The following is a 25501-nucleotide window of genomic DNA, read 5'->3' as shown; positions in this document are numbered from 1 at the left end:
CCAAGGAGGAATCATGATGTCACATGTCGTTATTATTGCCGGAGCGCCTTCCAAACGTTCACGTCTGACAGGCCTTACGGAGTACAGCAGCAATAAATTAAGAGAGGCGGGCATTACCGTTGAGGTGATTCATGTGGCTGACCTGCCAGCGGAGGATCTGGTGCAGGCCAAGTTTGATAGCTCATTCATTCGCGATGCACTCGCTGTTGTTGAAGCCGCGGATGCAGTCATCGTGGCGACCCCGGTATACAAAGCGTCGTACTCAGGCGTGCTGAAGCTGTTCCTGGATCTCATTCCACAGGAAGGACTGCGGGGCAAGCTGACTCTTCCATTGGTCATCGGCGGCTCAATCGCCCATCTGCTCGCTATCGATTATGCATTGAAGCCCGTTCTGGCTGCACTTGGCGGCAGACATATTCTAGGTGGGGTATATGCGGTTGATCAGGGAATTGATCGACTGGATGACGGGAAATATGTGCTCTCGGCTGATATTACTACGCGATTGGATCGTTCCGTGGAAGAATTGGTATTGACTCTGGAAAAGAATGGGATTACGATATCATAAAACCAAGTAAATTCATTGGATAAATATATATAAATTGAACTATACATTTAAACAAGAACGTAGAGGACAGAAAAACCGTAAATATTCTTTGTTCAATTTGTATATAAACTGGATTCGGGGGGCGCTTATGAATATTGAGAACATTGAAGCATTTGTATACATCAATCATTATGGAAGCTTCAATAAGGCTGCCGAGGTACTCTTTTTGTCCCAACCTTCTGTCACCGCTCGTATTCAGTCCCTTGAACGTGAACTCGGCTGCAAATTGTTTGACCGTCTGGGTAAACAGATTGTGCTCACGGAAGAAGGGCGAAAATTCCTTCCCTACGCCCAGCAGGTGCTGCAAGTGATTCAGAAGGGCAGACAGAAGATCCAGCAACGCCGTACGACGCCCGATGCACTAAGACTCGGCAGTACGGTATCCGTATCCAACTATGTCATTCCAGATTTTCTGCCCAAAATCAAGGAAGCTTATCCTGAGGTCAGCATAAAGCTGACGACAGCAACGACAGACCAACTGGTCGCCAAGCTGCTCAGTCAGGAGATTGATCTGGCGTTTGTACGGAAGGTCATGCACCCGGCGATCCGTACGGTTGCCTTTTATGAAGACCCCATTCAGCTTTACGTTTACAAAGGGCATCCATTTATAGAACGTGGGCATGTCAGTATGGAAGCCATCCGGAATGAACGACTCGTCTTTTTCGAATGTGGGTCACTGGACTGGCTGCGCATTCACCGGGCCTTTGACTCGCTGGAACATCCGCCGGATATTACATATCATGTCGATCATTCGGAAACGGCGAAGAAACTGGTCATGCAGGGGGCAGGCATTGCATTTCTGCCTGGGTTAACGGTGCAGAAGGAAGTACGGGAGCAGGAACTGTTTCCCATACAGGTGCACGAGGTTGCAGGTGTATCGCTGCAGATCAGCGTCGTTACGTTAAAAGAAGAACATTCGCCTTTTGCAGAGCCTTTCGGGGAGCTGCTGCGGCAGCTATAGAGCGTCGTTTAAGGAAGCAGGAAGGATTTAATAAGTCAGGCTCGGCATGATCGAAGGAGGAGAATGTGATGGGTATTCGTGTTGGCATATTGGATCAAACCCCGATCTACGAAGGGGAGACGCCGATTGATGCGTTTCGGCATACGATTGAATTGGTACAGCGGGCAGAACAGCTTGGCTTTCATCGTTTCTGGGTATCGGAACATCATGATTCAGGCCATGTCGCAGGCTCCTCACCGGAAGTGCTCATTTCCCATTTGCTGGCGCATACGGAGCGGATTCGTCTCGGTTCTGGCGGGGTAATGCTCCAACATTATAGTCCTTACAAAGTGGCCGAGAACTTCAATGTGCTCTCTGCGCTTGGCCCGGGGAGAATCGATCTTGGTATTGGACGTGCACCAGGGGGATTGCCTCGCTCCACACAGGCACTACAGCAAGGAATTCAGGAGGCCGCTTCCCTAAAAGATAAAATCAATCAGGTGAAGCAGTTCATTCATAATGAACCGCATGAAGATGAAACACATCCTTTGGCAGGCTTGAGCGCTGCACCGGTATCCGTAATCCCGGCCGAGCTCTACGTGCTTGGGGCAAGTGTCGATAGTGCAGGCATGGCGGCAGCACTGGGGCTGCCGTATGTATTTTCATTGTTTATTAATAGCAATACGGAGGTCGCTCAGGAGGCTTTGCGTACTTACCGGGAACAATTCGACCGCTCACATGGGCGGGAGCCTTATGCCATTCTCGCTATCTCATTAATTGTGGCGGAGAGTGCGGAAGAAGCCGAAGGACTGGCAAGTGAACATATGCTGGTCAAGATCCATCTGGAGAATGGCAAGGCATTAACCGTTGGTTCCGTAGAACAGGCGGAAGAATTCGGGCGGCAATCGAACGAGAAATATCGGATCGAGATTTTGGAGCCAAGTGTGACGAGAGGTACGAAGGAAACGGTCGGCCAGGCTCTGGCGAAGTTCCAGCAGGATTTTGTCGTGGATGAACTGATTGTTACCACAGCCACACGTGATTTTGCCAAGCGTATTCGTTCATTTGAATTGTTGCGTGAGGCACTGGATGAGCAGGGACTGGGCGAATTCGCAACTGAATCGACACCTGCGCAAGCGGTGATCAGTTAGGCATAACCATGGTAGAGAGCATACTTGCTGAACGAAATGACCCGTGTATTATATTCATCCATCTTACATGGCACATACGATGATAAAAGGAGGCAATGTCGTGAGCAGTGATCTGAAACAGCCTGAGAAACAGGCAGCGCAAGAAGAACAGAGCCGCAAGCATGAACTTTACGTTGGGCAGGATGAAGCATTCACAGAGCACTTAACCGCGATTCGGCGACATTTGCATCGTAACCCCGAGCTATCGGGAGAGGAACGCGAAACGACAGAAGCCATTCGGGGCTGGCTGGTTGAGGAAGGCGTGCGGATTGCGGATGAATACTCGCTGCGAACAGGCCTAATCGCTGAAATTGGGCAGGGTGATGGCCCGGTAGTGGCATTGCGCGCAGATATTGATGCCCTGCCGATCCAGGAAGAAACGAAGCTGGAGTATGCTTCGCAAGTGGCGGGTCGGATGCATGCCTGTGGTCATGATGCACACACAGCCATTCTGATCGGTGCTGCACGATTGTTGAAACAGCGTGAGTCCCGGCTGCCGGGCAAGGTTCGTTTGATTTTCCAGCCCTCGGAGGAGAAAGCAACGGGGGCACGGCAGGTGATTCAGAGCGGAGCGCTATCTGAAGTTCGGGCTGTTTTTGGTTTGCATAACAAACCGGATCTGCAGGTTGGTACGGTAGGTATTCGTGAAGGAGCGCTGCTCGCAGCGGCAGATGGTTTTGTGGTTAAAGTAGAGGGTGTCGGAACGCATGCGGCAGTGCCGGAAGCGGGCATTGACCCGATTGTGGTTGCATCTCATATTGTGACTGCATTACAGGCCATCGTGAGTCGTAATGTCGGAGCACAGGAGAGCGCTGTAATCAGTGTGACCAAAATAAACAGTGGCACCGCCTGGAACGTCATTCCCGAAGAAGCCATCTTGGACGGCACCGTGCGTACCTTTGACGAGAAGGTGCGTGCCCGGATTCGCGAGCGCTTCAACCAGGTGGTTGCCGGTGTTGCAGCAGCCTACGGGACACGCGCTACGGTGCGCTGGATTCAGGGACCACCTGCCGTGGTCAATGATGCGTCCTTGGCTGCTTCGGCTGAGCAGGTGACAGGTGAAATTGGGCTGAACAGTATCCGACCGATACCATCTCCGGCGGGCGAGGATTTTTCCTTTTACCAAAAGGAGGTCCCGGGTCTGTTCCTCTTCCTCGGAACGTCAGGTCCGCATGAGTGGCATCATCCTGCATTCGATGTGGATGAACGAGCGTTGCCGCTTGGCGCACATCTTTTGGCAGCGCTGGCTGAACAGGCACTGCAAAAGTTGCAGCCAAACGGCGGATAACCGATAACAGCAATCGGAAGATTGTTCTGTTATTGGAGTGGCAGTGTAAATATTTTTAGTTTAACTAATACAATACCATTGCGAATGGATGCAAAAAACGGTGACCTCAATCAGGTGACCGTTTTTTGCTATTTCCGTATTTTTAATTTAGTAGTTGTGGTTCTTCAGATTGTATGCTACGATTCTAATCGTAATTATTACTATTATAATTCGTAATCATTACATTTATATAAGATATTACTGAAATCACTTTATAAGATGAACTGAACAATTACACAAGAACGAAGAGAGCGGGATCAATCAGAAGAAGCGGAGCCAATAGCTTTCTGAAAGAAAGCTGCATCGAAAGCATACACTTCGCCTTTATCACCGGATTTTTCCCTTTGGAGAAGGGAATCAAAAAAATCTGGGGATAACAGCGATCAGAAGATGATTCTGCACTCGAAGTGGCCAAGTGTAATGTTTATGGTTTCAACTTATCTACTTCACGAGGGAAAAGGAAGGGAATCATGCACACATCACGCAAGGTTTACACATTGGCTTTATTAATTTCGCTCCTGCTAGTATTATCCGCTTGCTCCGGGACAGAAACAGGAACGGCGCAACAAAATACGAAAGCATCCAACGCCGAGTTGGTCTTTGCCAGCACCAAGGATATTAGAGATATTAATCCTCATCTATACGCGGGAGAGATGCCGGCACAGAATATGGTATTTGAATCCCTTGTGATCAATACACCGGAAGGTATTAAGCCTGCACTCGCAGAGAAGTGGGATATATCAGAAGATGGTACAACGTATACCTTCTATTTACATAAAGGTATTCAGTTTTCGGACGGAGAGCCGTTTAATGCCGAAGCCGTGAAGCTGAATATCGATGCAGTTCTGGAAAATGTCGAGAAGAACTCATGGCTGAATCTGGTCGCCGAGATCAAGGAGACGAAAGTGATCGATGAAGCCACGTTCCAGATTGTACTGAAACACCCGTATTACCCGACATTGGAGGAATTGGGGTTAACTCGTCCGTTTCGCTTTATCTCACCAAAAAGCTTTGTTGACGGTACAACTGCGAATGGAGTCAGCAGCTATGCCGGAACAGGGCCATACATTTTAACAGAGCACAAGCAGGACCAGTACGCGACATTTACGGTCAATGAAAATTACTGGGGAGACAAACCGCAGATCCAAACGATGAAGTGGAAAGTCATGCCTGACCATCAAACGATTCTGCTTGCCCTGGAAAAGGGAGAAGTAGACCTGTTATTCGGTTCGGACGGTGACATGGTGGATAATGAATCGTTCAAAGTGTTGACGGATCAAGGGAAATACAGCACGGTCATCAGTCATCCGGTTGGCTCACGTGCGATTGTTCTTAATACCAACCGCTCAGCAACTCAGGAGCCCCAAGTGCGTGAAGCACTGATGTATGCCATTAATAAACAAATCATCGCGGAAGGCATATTGAACGGGACGGAACAAGTGGCAGATACGTTGCTCTCTACTTCGGTGCCGTATGCAGATGTGGGCCTTGAAGGTGTGCAGTATGACATGAACAAAGCAAGCGATCTGCTTACGGCGGCTGGCTGGGCTGCAGGCTCGGATGGCTATCGGTACAAGGATGGGAACAAGCTTGAACTGACGATCTATTACAATTCCGATAACGCACAGGAGCGAACCATTAGTGAATCGATGCAAAACGATCTGAAGCAGGTCGGCGTAGCGTTGAACATTGTTGGCGAGGAAAAGCAGGCCTATCTGGACCGTCAAAAAACGGGCGAATTTGATCTGATGTACTCCCTCTCCTGGGGATTGCCATATGATCCGCAAACGTATGTCTCTTCCTGGAGGGTTCCCTCCCACGCCGATTATCAAGCCCAATTGGGGCTGGAGAAAAAAGAGTGGCTGGATCATACGATTACAGACCTGATGGTCGAACAGAATGAGGAACAGCGCCAAAACATGTACAAAGAGGTTCTAACGTATATTCATCATGAAAATGTATATATTCCACTGACCTATTCGGTTACCAAAGCCGTTCATATCAAGGCGCTTCAGGGTGTGGGCTTTAACGTTTCCCAATACGAAATTCCGTTTGAGAAGATGTACTTCGAAGAGTAATCAGGAATTTTTAAAATTCATTAGGAAAGTCAGGAAGCCTCGCTCATCCTCTTCCATTTGCGAAGTTGTGAAGCGAGGTTTCCTTATATATGGATGAAGTAGAGAGGAGGATCACCTTGGGCAGGTACGTCATAAAACGAATATTAGCCATTATTCCCGTGCTGATCGGTATTTCATTTTTAGCATTTATTCTGATCCATTTGCGAACCAGTGATCCGGCTGAAGTGGCGCTGCGGGTGAATCAAGTTACGCCGACACCGGAAATGGTGGATGCCATGAGGGAAACACTAGGTTTGGATAAACCGTTTCTGACCCGTTACGTGGACTGGATTAGCAGCAGCATTCAGGGGGATTTCGGCATTAGTTATGTCAACCAACAATCGGTTGGAGAGCAGATTGCACGAGCCCTTCCAGCCACATTAAAGCTATCGGCTGTTGCCCTCGTTATCATTCTGACGATAAGTATTCTGATTGGTGTGCTCAGTGCCATTTATGAAAATAGATTAGTGGATCGTTTGATGCGTGCATTGGTCTTTATTGGCACAGCCATGCCGAGCTTCTGGATTGGCATTTTGCTGATGTGGTTATTTGCCGTCAAGCTGAATTGGTTTCCCACGAGTGGCATGGAGCAGGCAAGTTCAGTCATCCTGCCGGCAGTAACGCTGTCCCTGGTATTCATCTCTACCTACGTCAGGCTGATCCGCAACAATATGGTGCAAAACAAAACCGAAAACTACGTGTTGTACGCTCGTGTCAGAGGATTGAAGGAACGGACGATTATCTGGAAAGTATTCCGCAATTCCCTTCAATTATCGATTACGGCGCTGGGTATGTCGATCCCGAAGTTAATCGCGGGTACGGTCATTGTGGAAAATATTTATGCATGGCCAGGCATTGGGCGTTTGTGCGTCACCGCGATTTTCAATTCGGATTTTCCGATTATTCAAGCCTATATTCTGATTATGGGTGTGATGTTTGTCGTCTGTAATCTACTCGTGGATCTTCTGAATTCAGCTCTGGATCCCCGGATAAGAAGGGAGGGGTAACATGATGTTCTGGAAGCGCCTGGTGTCCGATAAAATGGCAGTGTTATGCATGATTACGGTCGCACTTGTGGTCGTCGCTGGCGTGGGAGCACCCTGGTTCGCACCGCATGATCCCACGAGTCTAAACATTATGAACAAATATGCAGGGATCAGTCTGGAGTATCCATTGGGTACAGATCAACTCGGCCGCTGTAATCTGTCACGTCTTCTTTATGGCATTCGTACAACGATCCTGTTTGCTGTAGTTACAACCGCGATTACAATTACGATCGGAACCCTTCTGGGGATCATATCGGGATATTTTCGCGGCAAGGTGGATGAAGTCATTATGCGAATCTGTGATATGATGCTCTCCTTTCCAGCAGAAGTGATGATTCTGGCGATTGTCGGCATTCTCGGTCCAGGCCTGCTAAATGTCGTCGTCGCCAATATTATCGCCAAATGGGCCTGGTATACCCGGATGATTCGTACAACAGTTATTCAATATACGGACAAGAACTATATTCGTTTTGCCAAAGTCTCGGGATGCGGGACGGGTCATATTATGAGAAAACATGTGCTGCCTGGCGTTTCAGGCGAAGTCGCTGTCTTTGCGACGCTGGATACGGGCTGGGTCATCCTCAATATATCGGCGTTGTCCTTCCTTGGTCTGGGTGTACAGGCACCTACGCCGGAGTGGGGCATGATGCTGAATGATGCAAAAAATGTAATGATTACACATCCAACACAAATGCTTGCACCTGGATTGGCGATTTTGCTGGTCGTGGCTGCTTTCAACTTTTTGGGAGACAGCCTGCACGCGGCTATGAATCCGAAAAGTTATATGCATAAGAAGGGAGGCCGGTTGAATGTCTTTGTTAGAAGTAAAAAATCTGTCCATCACTGATTCCAGAACCGGTCTGCCCATTGTGCAAAATCTAAGCTTTGCGTTGCAGTCCAATACCTGCCTTGGCATTGTGGGCGAGAGTGGCAGCGGCAAGTCCTTATCCACCAAAGCCATTCTGGGATTGACCTCTCCCTGGCTTGAAATTAGTGGAACAGCCCTTTATCAAGGGAAAGATCTATTACAGCAAACCGGGGAAGAGCTTCGAAAGATCCGCGGTCAGCGTATTTGCATGATTTTACAGGATGCAATGACGGCGTTTAACCCGCTTGAACCCATTGGGAAACAAATGATAGAGACCTTTCGAGAGAACCTTCGAATCTCCAAAAAAGAAGCCAGACAACTGGCGGCGGATGCCTTGCATCGTGTTCATATTCTTCAGCCTGAGCAGGTGCTGCAAAAGTATCCGCATCAACTATCAGGAGGCATGCTGCAAAGAGTAATGATCTCCATTGCCATGATGCTGGAACCTGATATAATCATTGCCGATGAGCCGACAACCGCACTGGACTCCATTAACCAGCGTGCGATTGTTGAGCAATTCAAGCAGCTACGCGAAACGATGGGTATGTCCATCATCTTCATATCGCATGATTTGGGTGTCGTTCAGTATTTGGCGGATGATCTTATCGTTATGCGGGATGGGGAATGCGTCGAACAAGGAAAGGCGAATGACGTATTTTCGAATCCTCAGCATGAATTTACACAGTTTCTGATCCAGACCCGAATCAAGCTGTCCGAGCCTTTTCAGGCGTCCATGGAAGCGGGGGTGCAGTAATGCTGGTCGAAGTGAATCTTCTGTCCAAAAGCTATCCCAAATCGGGTGGTTTCTTTCGGAAAGAGAGAACCGAAATTCTGAAAGATATTCATTTTGAGATCCGTGAAGGTGAATGCCTGGGTCTGATTGGTGAGAGTGGAAGTGGGAAAAGCACGTTAAGCCGCCTGATTCTTGGATTGGAGAAACCAACACAAGGTGAAGTTCGGATTGAGGGGATGGTTGTTTCCCAATGGATGAAGAAGAATAAAGGGAAAATAAGCGTTGTTTTTCAGGATTATACATCTTCGGTCAATGGCAAATTCATCGTGCGGGATATCATAGCTGAACCATTGGTTGCACTGGGTAATATTGTGGATCTGGATGACCGGGTCAATGACCTGCTTGCGAAGGTGGGGCTTCCTCATGCGGTGATGCACAAGTATGCTCATGAACTGAGTGGCGGGCAATTACAGCGGGTGTGTATCGCCCGCGCAATCTCAACCCGTCCGAAATTTCTGGTGTTGGACGAAGCACTTAGTTCTTTGGATGTCTCCGTCCAGGCGCAAATCCTGGAGTTGCTGCGCACTTTGCAGCATGAAATGAACATGACCTATCTCTTTGTAGCACATGATCTTCAGGCTGTGGCGAATCTGTGTGACCGGGTACTCTTTCTCTATCGGGGAACGATCGTAGAGGAGCTTGAACGGAATCGTCTCTCGGATGCTACCAATGATTATGCAAAAGCATTGCTGGCATCCGTTATGCCTTTTAAAAGTCGCTGATGTACCTCCAATTGCATACGTTTGGCTAAACAGGGTTGACGCAAATGCGTCAGCTCTGTTCCTGTTTGAACATAAAATGACAGTCGTAACGCTCTCTTTTTGATATGGAAATATTTGTTGACGCTCCCAAGTGGGATGTGCTATATTTTTCTCGACTGATAATCGTAATCATTACTATTAATATTAAAGCAATGTGAACTCAGGCTTAATTCCATATCAAGAATAGGAGTAGCGGCTGCGATGAAACAGGAGATCGATTTTATCAAGTTCAATCCCACGCAAAATATGACAGTTCTGGTGAAAACGGATCATCCGGCTGAGACATATCCACACATTGCCGCCCAAATTATGTCCTATGACAATGTGTACGCTGAACAAGTGGGGTTCATTGGGGGAGCAAAAAAACAGGAGGCGGCTGCCCATTTGGAAATGGCCGGGGGAGAGTTCTGCGGGAATGCCTGCATGGCCTTGGCCGCGTACATCGCGTCCAAAGAAGAGATGGAATCGTATGAGTTTACAGAAATCATGTTGGAAGTCTCGGGAACAGACCAATTAATCCGCTGTCAGGTGAAGAAGCAGCAACAGAATGAGTATTTCTGTCAGGTAACGATGCCGGTCCCTCAGCAGATTGAACGGCGAACGATCAAGTATGAGGGAACATACATGGATATGGTGATCGTGCGGTATCGGGAATTCATTCATATCGTCATTGAAGTGGAAACGTTTGATGAAGCGATGAGAAAGAGGGCACAAGCGCTGGCGCGATTACTCGGATTAACCTTGGGGGATAAGCTGATTGGCATTTTATTATACAACTCCCGATCCGAAGAGCTGGCACCGCTCATCTTTGTCCCGCGGCTGGATAGTCTGATCTGGGAAAGGGGGTGCGGTTCAGGTACAGCCTCCGTGGGAGCCTATCTGGCATGGAGCAGGCAAGGGGAGATCGTTCAGCATATCAAGCAGCCCGGTGGTGCGATTAAAGTAATGGCGAGTTGAATGGAGCAGAGCTTGAACGAATTACGATCGAAGGATCTGTTGGAATTGTAGCACAGGGCAAAGCATTTATAGATGCATGACCATGACGAGTTACAGGAGGAAAAGGAATGGTGACATTGATTGATTTTCAAGCATGCTTGAGTGAATTTTTCGGGAAATTCGATGAGTTGGCAGGCAGATATGATCATACGGTTCAGCATAGCTCCGAGCTGGAGGCTTTAATCGATGACTACTCCACGTTTATAACAGACAAGCAAAATGAACGAATCTGGGAACAGCTCGATCGTCAGGAATCTGGCAGCATGCATCAGCTTGTCCTTGATCTGAGAGACAAGTCTGCACGATGTGTGGCGATTATGGAGAAATATCGGGCATTGAAGCTGCAAGACGGAGATGTGGAGATCGCGGATTATTTCAGAAACATCGAAGAATGTATTGAAAAAGAGTTTGGCAGCTCTTATGTCACTTCGGATTCCAAAGTGCTGTTGATCGGCTCCGGGGCATTTCCGATGACGCCTTTGTTTATCGCCAAGCGAACAGGGGCAGAGGTGGTTGGCATCGATATAGACGCTGAAGCCATTACACTCGGGCAGAAGGTTGTGGAGACGCTGGGTGCGGGCTTGAACATTCATTTGGAACAAACATTGGTGCAGGACCTTGCCTTTACGAGAAAAGCAACACATATCATTTTCAGTTCCACGGTTGCTAATAAATATGATCTGCTGGATCAATTGCATGCATTGACGAATGAACATGTAGTGGTGGCCATGAGATACGGTAACCAGTTAAAGTCGTTGTTCAACTATCCCATGAGAGAGACTGACAGCAGCAAATGGAACATGGTCGACAATATCCTGCGTCCGGATGATGTGTTCGATATTGCGTTATATCAAAAAGCCTAGCTCGATTGAGCTTGTGAAAAGGGAGGCTTATATGAGCGGATTTCAGAAAATCCTGTTGCTTGGAACAGGTCCGGCATCCATTCAGCTGGCGGTAGCGCTCAAAAAGCAATTCAGCTGCACCTTAGGCATCGTGGGAAGAGAATCGGTGCGTTCAGAATCTTTTTTTGAGGCCATTCGGCAAACGGACGGATTCATTGGGGCAAGCATTCAAAATGAAAAGCATCGACCGTTGGCGGGTGAATGCTTCATTGACCGGGTGTTTATGGGATATGAGAGCATAGAAGGAGAATGGGATACACTCATTTTGGCCGTGACAACCGATGCTTACATCGATGTACTGAAACAAATGAATGACAACTTCATTAAACAAGTGAAATGCATTATTTTGGTCTCCCCAACCTTTGGTTCCAACCTGCTGGTAAAGCATTATGTGAGACAGCTACATGCGGACACGGAAATTGTCAGCTTCTCTACCTATTTGGGGGACACCCGCTGGATGCACGACCAACCGTCCAATCATGTGATTACAACAGGCGTCAAGAAAAAGGTCTACATTGGTTCTACTTCAACACCTTCCGAACATGTGGACAGACTGTGCAAGATGTACGGGCAATTGGGCATTGCACTGGAAGTCATGCCATCTGCAATCGAGGCGGAAACGAGAAATATTTCTTTATATGTGCATCCGCCGCTGTTCATGAATGACTTTTCTTTGGATGCCATTTTCGGAGCGTCAGACATTCGGAAATATGTATACAAAATCTATCCCGAAGGTCCGGTAACCCAATATTTAGTTCGGGACATGCGGGCGCAGTGGAATGAAATTATGACAATTACGGATCGACTTCGTATCCAGGGTGTCAATCTGCTGCAATTCATGACGGATGATAATTATCCGGTACGATTAGAGAGTTTGTCGCGTCAGGATATCGAGGATTTCAATCAATTGCAGGACCTTCATCAAGAGTATTTATTATACATACGATACACCTCGCTATTGATTGATCCTTTTTCGGAGCCCAGCCCGGAGGGCAAGTATTTTGACTTTTCGGCCGTTCCTTTCAGGAAGATGTTCATCAATCAGAATGGAGCTTTGGACATTCCCAGAATGCCCAAGGAGGATTATTACCGCATCAAAATCATTCAGGGCATTGCGAGACATTTGCAGGTAAGCTGCCCAACCATTGATACGTTTATTGCCACATATGAGGCGAAGATTCAAGAAGTCGCTTGCGCTCACCCCGATCAGAATCTGTCGGATGCCTTTGTCGTTCAATCCTTCAATGATGATATTCGGATGATCTGCTCAGGACTGGCGAACAGCAAGGTTTAATTACATCTCAATCTAGGGGATAACAGCGATCGGAAGGTTGTTCTGACCGCGCAGTGGTCTAGTGTAAAGTTATTGGTTTTACTTGTATATATCTTTCATCATCAGGGGGAAATGTTGTGAAAAAGGGTAGTGGTTTTCGTTTTATATTGCTTCTATTGTCTGTCATTACGGTGCTCGGAGGGTGCGGCCAAAAAGAGGGTGTCAACACCCAAACAGAGTCAGCGAATAGCGAAGTCAAGTCTGAACTCATATATGCATCCGCCAAGGATATTAATGATATGAATCCCCATCTGTACACAGGTTCGATGCCCGCACAAGGGATGGTTTACGAATCTTTGGTTGAAAACACAGTCGATGGAATCAAGCCATTACTGGCGGAATCCTGGGATATTGCCGAAGACGGGAAAACGTATACGTTCTATTTGCGACAGGATGTGAAATTCCATGATGGTGAGCCGTTTAACGCCGAGGCAGTCAAACAAAATATCGATGCGGTTCAGGCGAATGCCGAAAAACATGCCTGGATCAAGCTGTCCACCAAAATCGTAAGTACAACCGTCATAGATGAATACACATTCGAACTGGTACTTTCCGAGCCCTATTACCCAGCTCTGGTAGAGCTGTCCATGACCAGACCTTATGTATTTATATCACCGAAGGATTTCAAGAATGGGGGCACAAAGGACGGGGTGAGTGGCTACGACGGCACCGGACCCTACAAGCTCACCGGACATAAAATCGACGAAAGTGCAACGTTTGAAGCCAATGAAGAGTACTGGGGCGGCGCACCTGAGATTCAAAAAATTACGTCCAAGGTTCTGCCAGCAGGAGAAACGACATTATTGGCATTACAGAAGGGCGAAATCAACTTTGTGTTCACGGATGATCGGGGCGCGGACAGCATAGATGTTGAAGCCATGAATCAATTGGCTGACTCGGGTGATTATCAGGTGGTCCGAAGTGAAGCGATGAATACAAATATGATCGTCGCCAATAGCAGCAAAAAGGATAACCCTGTGCACGAGACGGCTGTTCGTGAAGCGATATGGGTTGCGATCGATCGGGAAACGATTAGCAATGATATTTTCAATGGAACACAGACCGTAGCGGATACCTTATTCTCATCAAACGTCAATTATGCCGATGTCGAGTTGAAGAAGCGGGAGTATAGCCCGGAGACGGCAAAGGAGCTTTTGGAAAAAGCAGGCTGGACCCTGTCAAACACGGAAGCAGTGAGGACAAAGAACGGCCAGCAACTAGCCATGACCCTGTATTATGACAGCAATTCTTCTTCCCAGAAAACACAGGCAGAATTGATCCAGCATGCCTTAAAAGGATTGGGCATTCAATTGGAGATTGTCGGAGAGGAATCCACATCCATCGCGAACAGAAGGGCAACCGGGGAATATGATCTGTTATTCAACCAAACCTGGGGACTGGCGTACGATCCACAGAGCACCATCTCTGCCTTTACTTCGGATTCTGCCTACAAGCATACAACAAGTGGCCTTGCCCAAGCGGATGAGCTGTACAAGAAAATTGATGAAGTGATGGTGTCCACAGACGAGGCATCCCGCCAATCCCTGTACGCTGATATTATGAGAATCGTTCATGATGAGGCCGTGTTTATTCCAATTACCAATGGGCGGGTTACTGTCGTTGCTCCCAAAAATCTGGACGGAATCTCATTCAAGCAGACTCAATATGAATTGCCATTTGAGCAAATGAATTTTAAATAGAGCGGGGATGGATATGGGAAGTTATATAGTCAAACGGATATTGCTCGCCATACCCTTGCTGTTCGTTATTTCATTTATAACGTTTGTACTCATTAATTTGTCGCCTCTGGACCCTGCTGTAGTTGTATTACAGGCACAGGATGTTCCTCAGATTACGGATGAATTAATTGCGCAAACCAATGAAGCATTGGGATTCGATAAGCCGTTCGTCATCCAGTATGTGAATTGGTTGATGGCCTGTATGCAGTTTGATTTTGGCAGCTCGTATGTATCCGGTGAACCGGTATGGTCCCTGGTCGGTCCGGCTTTCCTGAACACATTAAAATTAACGCTGGTATCCTCGATATTCATTATTGGGTTGTCCATTCTTCTGGGTGTGATCTGTGCGATGAGAGAAGGGAAAGCCATCGATAAATCGGTCAGAGGCGTTTCGTTTGTCCTGACCGCGATGCCATCCTACTGGCTTGCAGCCATCCTGATCTTGTATTTTTCCGTCAAGCTGGACTTGTTGCCTACGAGCGGGATGGACTCATGGAAGAGCTACATTCTGCCGGTCATCGTGATTACGGTGAGTTATACAGGCATTTATTTCAGAACGGTTCGGAGTTCGATGTTAAGCAACATGAATGAGGATTACGTGCTCTACGGAAGGGCAAGCGGCTTAAGTGAGCGGAAGGTGACCCTGCATATTTTGCGAAATTCGCTGCAAGTGGCGGTATCCATATTTTGTATGGCGATCCCCATCGTGCTCGGAAGCACCGTCGTGATTGAAAATGTGTTTGCGTGGCCGGGACTTGGGAGGTTGAGTGTGAGGTCGATCCTCAGCCGGGATTTCCCGATTATTCAGGCATATGTTCTTATACTGGCCGTAACCTTTGTGCTGTTTAATACGATTTCTGACGTGGTCAATGCGGCGATGAATCCCAGGTTAAGAAAGGATCTCTGATGCGATTATTAAGAAATTTGAGCAAAGACAAGCTTGCGATTACATCTCTGGCTGTCATTGTAATTATTGTGGCTGCGGGCCTATTTGCCCCGTTGTGTGCACCCCATGACCCGGAGGAAGTGAATATGAAACTTCGGTATGCTTCCTCCTCCTGGAGTTATTGGTTAGGAAATGATCATTTGGGCAGATGTGTGTTATCCAGACTCATTTATGGTGTTCGTCCCAGTGTGCTATGGGTGCTGGCTGCCTTGATGATGTCTGTTCTGGTCGGAGCTGTCGTCGGATTTATCGCGGGTTATTTCAAGGGTAAGACAGATGCCTGGATCATGAGAATATGTGATGTCATGCTGTCTTTCCCGGGGTACGTCATGACACTGGCTGTAGTCGGTATTCTGGGTGCAGGACTTGAACATATTCTGATAGCGTTCGTGGTCATGAAATGGGCGTGGTTTGCCCGCGTCATTCGGACATCCGTGATGCAGTTCTCCGATATGGAGTATGTGAAGTTTGCCAAAGCCTCTGGTATTGGCAGCCTTAGCATTATCACCAAGCATATTGTTCCGGTTACCTTGGCCGATATAGCAGTGATTGCGAGTGGCTCTATGTGTTCGATGATGCTGCAGATCTCGGGGCTTTCCTTTCTGGGTTTGGGAATCCAGGCTCCGCATGCCGAATGGGGGATGATGCTGAATGAGGCAAGGCAAGTCATGTTCTCCAGACCGGAGTTAATGTTGGCACCTGGAATAGCCATTGTCATTGTGGTGTCGGCCTTTAATTTTTTATCGGATGCACTTCAGGTCGCTTTGGACCCCAAATTAATGACTTCCCAAGGTAAGCTTCGTAAAAAAGAGGTGGGAAAGAACGTTTATGAATACAGTAGAGGTTAAACATTTGAAGGTCTGGGATGCCAATACGAACAAGGTCATTATTCATAACAGTTCATTTCAGGTCAAACAAGGAAGTTGTCTGGCCATAGTCGGGGAAAGCGGAAGTGGCAAGTCCGTCACCTGCAGGTCCATTATGCGTTTGAATAAACCCTGGATTCGCCAATCCGGAACGATTCTCTTCCAAGACGAGGACTTGAACCAGCTTTCTGAACAAGAAATGAGACGAAGAAGAGGCAAAAACATATGCATGATTCTGCAAAATGGCATGAGTGCTTTTGACCCGTCTTCCGTAATAGGCGTCCATATTCGAGAGACGCTCCAGACGCATTTTGACTGGAATAACAGAGAGAGCGAACGGAAGATCATTAGCGCTATGGAAAGTGTCATGTTAAAGCATCCGCAGGAAATCCTGAATCAATATCCTCATCAGCTATCGGGTGGCATGCTGCAGCGAATCATGATTGCATTGGCACTCGTGTTGGAGCCGGATCTAATCATTGCGGATGAACCGACAACGGCGCTGGATACGATCTCTCAATATGAAGTGGTTGAACAATTGATTCAACTGCGTGAACGAATGGGGTGTTCCATGCTGTTTATATCCCATGATCTCGGTGTGGTGCAGAAAATTGGGGATGAAGTGATGGTTATGAAAGACGGAGCTATTGTCGAAAGCGGCGACATTCGGTCTGTTTTTACGAAGCCGAAGCATGCCTATACTCAATATTTGGTTTCCACCCGGTTGGAGCTGAGCAATCATTTCAGGAAATTGATGCAGGGAGGGGATACAGATGCTCAAGGTGGATGGGATAGAAAAATCCTATAAACAAGGCGGATTGTTCTCCAAACAAAAGCAGCAGGTTTTGAAAAACGTGGCATTTGAATGCTACCAAGGCGAATGTCTCGGCATTATCGGCGAAAGCGGAAGCGGCAAGTCCACATTGGGACGTTTGATCCTGGGCATTGAAAAGCCTGATCGCGGTCGTATTTTATTTGATGGAAAAAACGTGAACAATCGCCGTGTGCGAATGGGCAGCATCAGTGCCGTATTTCAAAATTATGCGTCCTCCATTAATCCATTTCTCACGGTGGAGGAAGCTATTATGGAGCCCCTGAAGGCTCAAAAAAAAGTGGAAGCGGATATGCACAGCAAGGTGGATCGGTTGCTGCATCAGGTGGGGTTGAATTCTTCCTACAGGCTTAAATATCCACATGAACTGTCCGGTGGAGAGGCCCAAAGAGTATGTATCGCAAGAGCCATATCCACAGAACCCCGATGCATTGTATTTGATGAAGCCATCAGTTCGCTGGATGTGTCTGTGCAAATTCAGGTGCTGCGATTGTTAAAAGAATTAAAGCAATTCTATCAGATGAGCTATGTGTTTATTACGCATGATATTCAGGCGGCAGCCTATATTTGTGACAGGATTATTATTTTCAGGGACGGTCAGATTGAGGAAATGGTACCGATTAAGCAGCTGAAGGATGTTCAGTCTGATTATGCCAGAAAATTATTAACCTATTTAATTACTTTCCAGGGGGAGGACCAAAGATGAGTGGAGCGATGTCTTGGCCTTTTCTGCGTTTGTACATCCTGGTTCTTCTGTATTTTAGTGCAAACGCCATTCTTAATGTGATTATTCCTTTACAGGGTGAATCCTTGGGAGCGAGCAGTACAACCATTGGGTTGATTATGGGCGCCTATATGTTTACGACCATGTTTTTCAGGCCATGGGCCGGGCGGATCATTCAAAAGCGCGGGCCGATTAAAGTGCTGCGTTTTATTCTGATTATCAATGGTTTTGCCCTGATTTTATACACGTTTACGGGTCTCGGGGGCTATCTGGTGGCTCGTATTTTACAGGGGGTATCGACGGCATTCTTCTCGATGGCTTTGCAGATCGGCATTATTGATGCCCTGCCGGAGAAGGAACGTTCCCAGGGTATTTCCTATTATTCATTATTCAGCTATATCCCCGGAATTGTGGGTCCTGTCCTTGCGTTAGGGATTTGGCAAACAGGTGGCATGGATTATTTTACAGTTGTCCTGATCGGTATTGCCGTCTGCACAGGCGTCTTCGGATATACGGCCAAAATGGACAAGAGCAAGGAGCAGCCTCCTGGGAATTTGTCCGAACAGAACGTAGGCATGTTTCATTCCTTTCGTCAGTTAGTGCAAAATCGATTCTTGTTTAGATGTAGTGTACTCATGCTAAGTGCTTCCGTTGTGTTCGGGGCAATTACGACTTTTATTCCCCTCTACGCCAGTCAATTGCCAAGCGGCAATGCGGGTGTCTATCTGATGCTTCAGGCGGGAACTGTTGTGTTGACCCGGATCATGTTACGCAAAAAAATCCCTTCCGATGGCAGGTGGCATGCACCTTTTATCATGGGAACGATGTTTTTGTTGGCAGTTGCCGCACAATGTGTCAGCCTGGCCATTACAGGAGGGGCTGCCTTGCTGTATGTTGGGGCAATCTTGATGGGTATTGCTCAATCCATCCTCTATCCGACGTTAACCACCTATTTATCCTTTGTGCTGCCACAGCTGAATCGGAATGTATTGATCGGTTTATTTATTGCGACAGCAGATCTGGGTGTATCTCTGGGCGGTGTGTTGATGGGACCGATCGCTGATCTGTCCTCCTATTCGTTTATGTACATGATTTGTGCTATCCTAGGAGCGGTAATGATTGCTTTTGCCTATGAACGAAGAAAACCAGTCACAGATATGTCTGTGGGTTAACGCAACTAGAAAGTGGGGGACATGTTTTGAAGTCTTCTGTTACGACCAACGGTACATTAAATCCGGTATCCTTTTCGTTTATCCGGTTTTATCTGTTGGCCTTTTTATTTTTTGCCGCCAATTCGGCTTTGACGATTATTCTCCCTTTGCGGAGTGAAGCAGCAGGGTTGAACCAGGCCGAGATTGGTCTGATGATGGGCGCGTACATGTTTACGTGTATGCTTCTACGGCCTTTTGCGGCGCAGCTTCTGGGGCGTTATGGTCCGCTGCGTGTAATGAAGTGGCTGTTGATTTTGCATGCCGCAACATTATTATTATTTGTTGTGTTTGGTGTGGAAACGTATTTGTGGCTGCGGGCGCTGCAAGGTGTAGCGACGGCGTTCTTTTCCATGACGATGCAGGCTGGCATTGTGGAAAAGCTGGAGGAAAAGGACCGGGCTCAGGGACTGTCCATGTATACTCTTTTCACGATGGTTCCATCCTTGGTCATTCCCATACTCGCCATCCAAATCTGGGAAAATGCCAGCGATATCTGGTTTACTTTGCTGATGATCGGTTTGGCAGCTTTTCCACTCTTGATTGGCTATAACGTGGATCTGCCCCAAAGCACGGTGCGGAATAAATCGTATACGCTGGGTGATATGATGCGATCATTCGGCGGCATCTGGCGCAGCACACCACTGCTGATTAGCAGTGTGGTCATGCTGTTTGCTTCCTGTGTATTTGGAGCCACGGCGACCTTTCTTCCGTTGTATATGGTATCGACCGGAATGGCGAGTGCAGGGGTGTTCTTAACGATCCAGGGGCTGGTGGTCATTCTGTGCAGATTCATTTTGCGCAAAAAAATCCCTTCCGACGGCAGCTGGAATACGTGGCTGATGGCGGGGCTGCTGCTGTGTGCAGCACTGGGATCCCAGTTGCTCGCAATGTTGGAGACGGTTGGTTTATTAGTGTACCTGTCCGCGGTGTTCAGCGGTTTTGCCGTAGCATTGCTGTACCCGACATTAACCACCTATTTGTCATTTGTGCTGCCTGCCGATTCCAGATATGTGCTCATGGGTATTTTCATGTCCTCGTATGATCTGGGGTTCTCCCTGGGCGGTCTTGCGATGGGACTGATTGTACAAATAAGCTCATATTCCACCATGTTTACGATCTGTACGCTGCTATCCGTTGCAGCCATGATTCTGGTTGTGGCCTACAGGCAACGAATGGAAGCAGGCAATAGGGTTAAACCTGTGGTGACGGCCTGATTGTATGGCATCTATAAGAAAAAAGTTAAAGGCGTATGGACTGACTTTTCTGGAGACGTATCGTTATGATGCAAAGCTACAGGAGGCAGGTCATAGGCCTTTTTTTGGCGGGGGTTTGCGGCAGTAGCGGAGGGGACGGAATCGATCTGAAGAAGCGGTAGCGTTCGCCTGAAAGCTTTCTGTAAGAAAGCTGCTTCGAAAGCATACGCTGTCTCCGAATTTCTAACCTTTGATAGACTAAATTAAGGAAATTTGGAGACAACAGCGATCGGAAGACGATCCGTGACCAAAGCGGCCACCTCGCACGAGAAAAACAAAAATGATTTGACAACATCGTTCAACAGGATTATAGTCATTGTTGTTAATCGTAATAATTACTATTAAGGTCAGAGGCATATGACCACAACCATAAGGAGTAGATACACATGACACAAAAGCAAGTTCCGGTAACTGTTCTTAGCGGTTACCTTGGCTCGGGTAAAACGACGGTTCTGAATCACGTGCTGCACAATCGGCAGGGGCTCAAGGTCGCCGTCATCGTCAATGACATGAGTGAAGTAAACATTGATGCTGCACTAGTAAAAGGGGAAGCGACATTATCGCGCACTGAAGAAAAGCTGGTGGAGCTGTCCAATGGTTGCATCTGCTGCACGCTGCGGGATGATCTGATGCAGGAGATTGAAAAACTGGTGAATGAAGGCAGGTTTGATTATATCCTGATTGAATCGACAGGAATCAGTGAACCTGTTCCGGTAGCGCAGACCTTTACATATGCCGACGAGGAGTCGGGTATCGATCTGACAAGTCTGGCGAAGCTGGATTGTTTGGTAACGGTCGTGGATGCGAATCGTTTCTGGCAGGATTTTGCTTCAGGACAGAGCCTTCTGGATCGGAATCAGGCTACAGGGGACGAAGATACCCGTGACGTGGTGGACCTGCTGATTGACCAGATTGAGACCTGCGATGTGCTGTTGCTTAACAAGTGTGATCTGGTCGAAGACGTGGAGCTGAACAAGCTTGAAGGTATCATTCGCAAGCTTCAGCCCAACGCCAAAATGATTCGGACCATGAACGGACAGGTCAACCCGTCTGAAATTTTGAATACAGGTCTCTTCGACTTCGAGAAAGCAAGCATGTCCGCCGGATGGATTCAAGAGCTGGAGAAAGAATCACATACACCCGAGACGGAGGAATACGGTATTGGTTCCTTCGTGTACCGTCGGAGAAAACCATTCCATCCTTCTCGTCTGGCTGAATTCATGAGCTATTGGCCCGAAGAAGTGGTGCGAGCCAAAGGCTTGGTATGGCTGGCTGCTGAAGGGGATGTGGCTGCAAGCCTGAGTCAGGCGGGTTCATCCATTCAGTTTGGTCCTGCCGGACATTGGGTTGCGGCGTTGCCGGAAGCGGACAAGGAAGAAATTTTGCGTACGGAGCCTGATGTGCTGGAGAAGTGGGATGCACAGTGGGGAGACCGCCAGACTGAGCTTGTCATGATCGGGATTGAAATGGAGCGCGCCATCATTGAAGAAGAACTGGACCAATGCCTGCTCAGCGATGAGGAGATGAAGGCCGACTGGGGCCATTTCGACAATCCGCTGCCTTGGCCCGTTGAAATTGTATAAATTAAATCATTAAGGAGCTGTAATCCATGGCTAAGAAATCAAAAGTAGTACGCGAAAAACAACGTCAGGCCATCGTCGCCAAATATGCGGAGCTGCGTCGTGAGCTGAAAGAAAAGGGTGACTATGAAGCGCTGCAGAAATTGCCGCGCAACGCTTCACCGACCCGATTGAAAAATCGCTGTGAACTGACGGGCCGCCCGAGAGGGTATTTGCGCAAGTTCAAGGTATCACGGATCGCGTTCCGTGAGCTGGCTCATCAAGGGCAAATTCCGGGCGTCACGAAGTCCAGCTGGTAAGACGCATGAATGATCTTTTTGATTATGATTGCGTGATTGTTGGAGGGGGGCCAGCCGGAATCGGCATGGCCTCTGTCCTGCAGGATCTGGGGCTGTCCCGCTTTACCGTGCTGGAACGGAATGAAGTGGGGGCCACTTTTCTTGCGTGGCCGGAGGAAATGCGTCTGATCACCCCTTCGTTTACAAGCAACGCCTATGGCATGATGGATCTGAACGCCGTGGCTCTGCATACGTCTCCAGCGTATACGTTGGGAACAGAACATCCGACAGGGATGGAGTATGCGAATTATTTGCAGGTGGTGAGCCAGTTTAAGAAATTGCCTGTGCAGACGGGTGTAGACGTTTCGGAAGTGATTCCGGAAGAGAATGGCTTTCGGGTTGTGACATCCAATGGACAACTGCGCACGCGCTTTGTCGTCTGGGCAGCCGGTGAATTCCAGTACCCGAGACTGGACCCGTTCCCTGGTGCCGAATATGGTATGCACAGCAGTTTGTTTTCCAGCTGGACGGCAGTTCAGGGAGAGGAATGTGTCATCGTTGGCGGCTATGAGAGCGGCGTGGATGCAGCCATTCACCTGAGTAAACTGGGGAAAAACGTAACGGTAATCGATCGGAACGGACGCGGGCTTGCCAAGGGCAGCAGTGATCCAAGTGTGGAGCTGAGCCCCTATACGAAGGATCGTCTGCGCACGGCGATGATGGATCAGCGGATACGAATGATGCAAGGCTATGAGGTCAAGTGGATCGAACCGGATGAACCGGGCGGTTATGTCCTCTATTGCGAGAATGATTCCGGGGAATCACACTTGCTTAAGACGGCTGAGGCTCCTGTTCTGGCGACGGGGTTCCGCAGCAGTCTACACCTGATTGAGAACCTGGTCGAGCGCAACAAGGAGGGACAGCTGCAATTAGGAGCAGCGGATGAATCGACGATTGCCCCTGGGCTATTCATTACCGGACCACAGGTCATGCATGCGCACCTCCAATTTTGTTTCATTTATAAATTCAGACAGCGCTTTGCAGTTGTGGCCGGGGCCATGGGTGAGAGACTCGGGCTCAATCTGACTCCGCTGGAAACCTATCGCAAAGAAGGCATGTTTCTTGATGATCTGTCTTGCTGTGGTGAAGATTGCACATGCTGAATTCGGTTCTGGAACAGCCGGAGGAACTTCGTCAAGTGGTGCTGGTCGGTTTCGAATCTGCAGGTAAATCGGCTCTGTTTCGGGGCCTCACGGGCAGAGATACAGGCGAAGAATCCAATGTTCGAGGCTCCACGGTGACTGTACGCAGGGCAGAACTGCCTGAACAGCAGCTTGAGCTGGTCGATACGCCTGGAATCCGGTTGAAGGATGACAGTGTCACGACCATGCTGACCCTAAAACAACTCGCAGCAGGTGATACGGTTGTCATGGTGGTACGCGGCACAGATGTCGTGCAGGAGCTGCCTTTACTGCTCGGCATGCTGGATGTCACAGGCAAAAATGCTGTACTGGTGCTTACGTTTGCCGACAAATGCGGACCGGGTTTAACGGCTCAGGTTGACTATTACCGTAAAGGCCTGGGGATTTCCGTCCTGCCCTTCAATACAAGGGAAATGGACGGGAACGCCCAAGGCCTGTTATGTCGCGCGATCGTTGCCGCCAGACCGATGAAGAGGCATCTACAGTTGGAATCACCGCCTGCCTCCCCTGTGATCGAACCGCAAACAACGATGTTTGAACACACGGTTTGGGGGCGTTTTGCGGCTTTGACAGCACTCATCTTATTATTTGCAGTTCCGGTATATGTGGCTTATCTGTTCTCCGGCTGGGTACAACCACTTGCGGATGTCTGGATTCTTGAACCACTCGATCGAATGACTGTGGGATTATGGAACCCGCTACAAGCGATGATGCTCGGAGATTACGGCATGATCAGTCTGGGCTTGTATTCCTTTATCTGGGCTTTTCCGGTCGTATTCCTGATTGGCGTCAGTGTGGCGGTGACGGAGGAGAGCGGACTGAAGGATCGCATTACCGACTCGCTGGATGGGTGGATGCGCAAAATCGGCCTGAACGGTAAGGATCTGATTCCGGTCCTCAGCGGTTTTGGCTGCAATGTTGTGGCTGTGTTCCAGAGTCGTACATGCAGTTCCTGCACACGAAAGGCCTGTGTTTCAATGATCTCCTTCGCTTCGGCGTGCAGCTACCAGATTGGGGCTTCTCTATCGATATTCAGTTCCGGTGGCAAGCCGTGGCTGTTTTTTCCTTATATGCTTGTCCTGGTCCTTGTGGGCGCACTTCATACCCGTCTGTGGAATCGAAATCGGATGGATGATATGCTCCCGTTACATGCGAACCGGACATTTCTGCAAAAGCCTTCATGGCGTTCCGTAAGCTGGCGCGTAAGATCCGTGATGAAACAGTTCCTGATACAGGCAATGCCCATTTTCATCGGTATTTGTGTGGTAGCCTCACTTCTGGAGCAGACAGGAGTCTTGTCTGTTCTGACCCGAACGCTTACGCCGCTGCTCGCAATCTTTCATCTGCCGGGCGATGCCGCGGGCGGCATTTTATTTTCCATTTTGAGAAAAGACGGGTTGTTGGTACTGAATCAGGATCAGGGTTCCTTTATTGCAGACTTGAGCGGTGGCCAGTTATTTATCCTGGTGTATCTGGCTTCCACGTTAACGGCATGTCTGGTGACCATGTGGACCGTACGTAAGGAATTGGGAGCAGCCATTGCTGCACAACTGACAGGCAGACAGCTGCTAACATCACTGTGCAGTGCATTTGTACTTGCATGGGTGTGGAACTGGATGGCGTAACGATGTAGAGGAAAGGGGGGATCACCATGCTGGACTCGTTTACCATTCGGAGAATTCAGTCGGTGCTGGACGGTTATATTCACGAGAAGGTGCCGGCTCCCCTGCGAACAATGGTGAAATTAACGTATGAGTTGAATAACAATGAACTGATTTTGACCGAGGAAAGGCCTGCTGAGGAACGCTATCAGTGGGACAAGCTGCCCATTGCCCGATTTTACTGGGAAGCGAATCAGTGGAAGGTATATGCGAAAGGTGATCACAGTAGCTGGAATGTGGTCGACGTCATTGAGCCTTGTCCTGATTTTGAAGTTGTCCTGGAGCAGGTTGAGCGGGACGAGGCAGGTTTGTTCTGGCGCTGAAGGTGCAGC

The 25501-nt window shown here is 48.4% G+C and carries 24 protein-coding genes; all 24 read left to right on the top strand.

Going from position 1 to position 25501, the window contains the following annotated elements; translation table 11 throughout:
- Positions 1-16: 16 nt before the first annotated feature.
- The 24 genes from ssuE (at position 17) to P364_RS0123895 (ending at position 25492) form a co-directional block, all read left to right on the top strand.
- Positions 17-565, top strand: a complete 549-nt coding sequence (ssuE, locus tag P364_RS0124015; RefSeq protein WP_024632593.1) for an NADPH-dependent FMN reductase — start codon at positions 17-19, stop codon at positions 563-565.
- Positions 566-692: 127 nt separating this feature from the next.
- Positions 693-1565, top strand: coding sequence for a LysR family transcriptional regulator (locus P364_RS0124010; protein ID WP_024632592.1), 873 nt, complete (start codon positions 693-695; stop codon positions 1563-1565).
- Between the two features lie 68 nt (positions 1566-1633).
- Complete coding sequence (locus P364_RS0124005) at positions 1634-2695, top strand: LLM class flavin-dependent oxidoreductase (RefSeq protein WP_024632591.1); 1062 nt, start codon at positions 1634-1636, stop codon at positions 2693-2695.
- Positions 2696-2906: 211 nt separating this feature from the next.
- Complete coding sequence (locus P364_RS0124000; RefSeq protein ID WP_052016749.1) at positions 2907-4022, top strand: amidohydrolase; 1116 nt, start codon at positions 2907-2909, stop codon at positions 4020-4022.
- 509 nt (positions 4023-4531) lie between these two features.
- A complete protein-coding gene (nikA, locus tag P364_RS0123995; protein ID WP_024632589.1) occupies positions 4532-6139 on the top strand; it encodes a nickel ABC transporter substrate-binding protein in 1608 nt (535 codons plus the stop codon).
- Positions 6140-6255: 116 nt separating this feature from the next.
- Positions 6256-7185 carry a nickel/cobalt ABC transporter permease gene (opp1B, locus tag P364_RS0123990; protein ID WP_024632588.1) on the top strand — a complete coding sequence of 310 codons (930 nt, stop codon included), beginning with the start codon at positions 6256-6258 and terminating at the stop codon, positions 7183-7185.
- Between the two features lies 1 nt (position 7186).
- The gene (gene opp1C / locus P364_RS0123985) at positions 7187-8071 is read left to right on the top strand and encodes a nickel/cobalt ABC transporter permease (protein WP_024632587.1); all 885 of its coding nucleotides are present in this window, start codon (positions 7187-7189) and stop codon (positions 8069-8071) included.
- Entirely contained in the window at positions 8034-8846 is an 813-nt protein-coding gene (locus tag P364_RS0123980) for an ABC transporter ATP-binding protein (protein ID WP_024632586.1), read from the top strand. The genes opp1C and P364_RS0123980 overlap by 38 nt, the downstream gene beginning before the upstream one ends.
- On the top strand, positions 8846-9607 hold the full coding sequence (locus P364_RS0123975; protein ID WP_024632585.1) for an ABC transporter ATP-binding protein: 762 nt from the start codon (positions 8846-8848) through the stop codon (positions 9605-9607). Before P364_RS0123980 ends, P364_RS0123975 begins: the two co-directional genes overlap by 1 nt.
- 240 nt (positions 9608-9847) lie before the next feature.
- Complete coding sequence (locus P364_RS35610) at positions 9848-10603, top strand: diaminopimelate epimerase (protein ID WP_236642228.1); 756 nt, start codon at positions 9848-9850, stop codon at positions 10601-10603.
- A 107-nt stretch (positions 10604-10710) separates the two neighbouring features.
- On the top strand, positions 10711-11505 hold the full coding sequence (locus tag P364_RS0123965) for a methyltransferase domain-containing protein (RefSeq protein WP_024632584.1): 795 nt from the start codon (positions 10711-10713) through the stop codon (positions 11503-11505).
- 31 nt (positions 11506-11536) lie between these two features.
- Positions 11537-12838, top strand: coding sequence for an opine metallophore biosynthesis dehydrogenase (locus P364_RS0123960; RefSeq protein ID WP_024632583.1), 1302 nt, complete (start codon positions 11537-11539; stop codon positions 12836-12838).
- Positions 12839-12954: 116 nt separating this feature from the next.
- Entirely contained in the window at positions 12955-14577 is a 1623-nt protein-coding gene (gene cntA / locus P364_RS0123955) for a staphylopine-dependent metal ABC transporter substrate-binding lipoprotein (protein WP_024632582.1), read from the top strand.
- Between the two features lie 13 nt (positions 14578-14590).
- Positions 14591-15523 carry a nickel/cobalt ABC transporter permease gene (gene opp1B / locus P364_RS0123950; RefSeq protein ID WP_024632581.1) on the top strand — a complete coding sequence of 311 codons (933 nt, stop codon included), beginning with the start codon at positions 14591-14593 and terminating at the stop codon, positions 15521-15523.
- On the top strand, positions 15523-16410 hold the full coding sequence (gene cntC, locus P364_RS0123945; protein WP_024632580.1) for a staphylopine uptake ABC transporter permease subunit CntC: 888 nt from the start codon (positions 15523-15525) through the stop codon (positions 16408-16410). The genes opp1B (P364_RS0123950) and cntC overlap by 1 nt, the downstream gene beginning before the upstream one ends.
- Positions 16391-17236 carry a staphylopine uptake ABC transporter ATP-binding protein CntD gene (gene cntD / locus P364_RS0123940; RefSeq protein WP_024632579.1) on the top strand — a complete coding sequence of 282 codons (846 nt, stop codon included), beginning with the start codon at positions 16391-16393 and terminating at the stop codon, positions 17234-17236. Before cntC ends, cntD begins: the two co-directional genes overlap by 20 nt.
- Complete coding sequence (locus P364_RS0123935) at positions 17202-17966, top strand: ABC transporter ATP-binding protein (protein WP_024632578.1); 765 nt, start codon at positions 17202-17204, stop codon at positions 17964-17966. Before cntD ends, P364_RS0123935 begins: the two co-directional genes overlap by 35 nt.
- Positions 17963-19156 carry a staphylopine family metallophore export MFS transporter CntE gene (gene cntE / locus P364_RS0123930; protein WP_024632577.1) on the top strand — a complete coding sequence of 398 codons (1194 nt, stop codon included), beginning with the start codon at positions 17963-17965 and terminating at the stop codon, positions 19154-19156. The genes P364_RS0123935 and cntE (P364_RS0123930) overlap by 4 nt, the downstream gene beginning before the upstream one ends.
- 26 nt (positions 19157-19182) lie before the next feature.
- Positions 19183-20409 (top strand): staphylopine family metallophore export MFS transporter CntE, encoded by a 1227-nt coding sequence (gene cntE, locus P364_RS0123925; RefSeq protein ID WP_024632576.1) that lies wholly within the window; start codon positions 19183-19185, stop codon positions 20407-20409.
- 425 nt (positions 20410-20834) lie between these two features.
- Positions 20835-22031 (top strand): GTP-binding protein, encoded by a 1197-nt coding sequence (locus P364_RS0123915; RefSeq protein ID WP_024632575.1) that lies wholly within the window; start codon positions 20835-20837, stop codon positions 22029-22031.
- Positions 22032-22057: 26 nt separating this feature from the next.
- Complete coding sequence (gene rpsN, locus P364_RS0123910) at positions 22058-22327, top strand: 30S ribosomal protein S14 (RefSeq protein WP_024632574.1); 270 nt, start codon at positions 22058-22060, stop codon at positions 22325-22327.
- A 5-nt stretch (positions 22328-22332) separates the two neighbouring features.
- Positions 22333-23469, top strand: coding sequence for an NAD(P)/FAD-dependent oxidoreductase (locus P364_RS0123905; RefSeq protein ID WP_024632573.1), 1137 nt, complete (start codon positions 22333-22335; stop codon positions 23467-23469).
- Entirely contained in the window at positions 23463-25133 is a 1671-nt protein-coding gene (locus P364_RS37430; RefSeq protein ID WP_024632572.1) for a nucleoside recognition domain-containing protein, read from the top strand. The genes P364_RS0123905 and P364_RS37430 overlap by 7 nt, the downstream gene beginning before the upstream one ends.
- 26 nt (positions 25134-25159) lie before the next feature.
- The gene (locus P364_RS0123895; RefSeq protein ID WP_024632571.1) at positions 25160-25492 is read left to right on the top strand and encodes a DUF3024 domain-containing protein; all 333 of its coding nucleotides are present in this window, start codon (positions 25160-25162) and stop codon (positions 25490-25492) included.
- Positions 25493-25501 lie beyond the last annotated feature (9 nt).

It is taken from the genome of Paenibacillus sp. MAEPY2 (genome assembly GCF_000499205.1).
Taxonomy (GTDB): domain Bacteria; phylum Bacillota; class Bacilli; order Paenibacillales; family Paenibacillaceae; genus Paenibacillus; species Paenibacillus vandeheii.
The sequence above is the reverse complement of the archived record's forward strand: the minus strand, read 5'-3'. Positions and strand labels throughout refer to the sequence as shown.